This window comes from Halomonas sp. 141, assembly GCF_002810305.1.
Lineage (GTDB): Bacteria > Pseudomonadota > Gammaproteobacteria > Pseudomonadales > Halomonadaceae > Vreelandella > Vreelandella stevensii.
Window position 1 is genome coordinate 1 of record NZ_PINZ01000137.1, and the last position, 644, is coordinate 644.

Here is a 644-nt window from a genome sequence, read left to right on the forward strand (position 1 = left end):
GAACCTGCGGCTGGATCACCTCCTTAAACGATGTCTTCCCCTCGCGGTAAGCGCTCACAATGAATTACCTGATCAGATAGTAGAGCAAACGGTAGCTATTTACGCTTTGTTTGGGTGTTGAGCTCAAGCATACGGCGAAATGACCGGGTCTGTAGCTCAGTTGGTTAGAGCGCACCCCTGATAAGGGTGAGGTCGGCAGTTCAAATCTGCCCAGACCCACCAAATTTTATCCAGCACTGCGTTATTTTATGACTCGCATAGAAGGCTATGCTTCGCCATAAAATGCCTTGTTCTGAATAAAATTACCCGGAAAAGCCATCTATTAATGGGGCCATAGCTCAGCTGGGAGAGCGCCTGCCTTGCACGCAGGAGGTCAGCGGTTCGATCCCGCTTGGCTCCACCATATCGCGTCGTAACAGGTGATACCTCCTGTGCTTCTCGTACCGTTTGTTGGTTTTGTGACCATTGATAAGCCAGAACGCGCCGCGTTGTCTTATCACTGTTCATAGAACAGTCGCTCTTTAACAATGTATATCATGCTGACAAGAACGTTTTTTAAAACGTTCTTACGTAAATTGTATTGTGATACGTCTCAAGCGTATCCGGCAATCGTTATCATTGCGAACCCCAGACTCCTTCGGGTT

Annotated in this window: 2 tRNA genes; both read left to right on the forward strand. The window is 48.0% G+C overall.

Features of this window, described 5'->3' with window-relative positions:
• Positions 1 to 145: 145 nt before the first annotated feature.
• Positions 146 to 222 (forward strand) — tRNA-Ile (locus CWI66_RS17705).
• Between the two features lie 105 nt (positions 223 to 327).
• A tRNA-Ala gene (locus CWI66_RS17710) sits at positions 328 to 403 on the forward strand.
• Positions 404 to 644 lie beyond the last annotated feature (241 nt).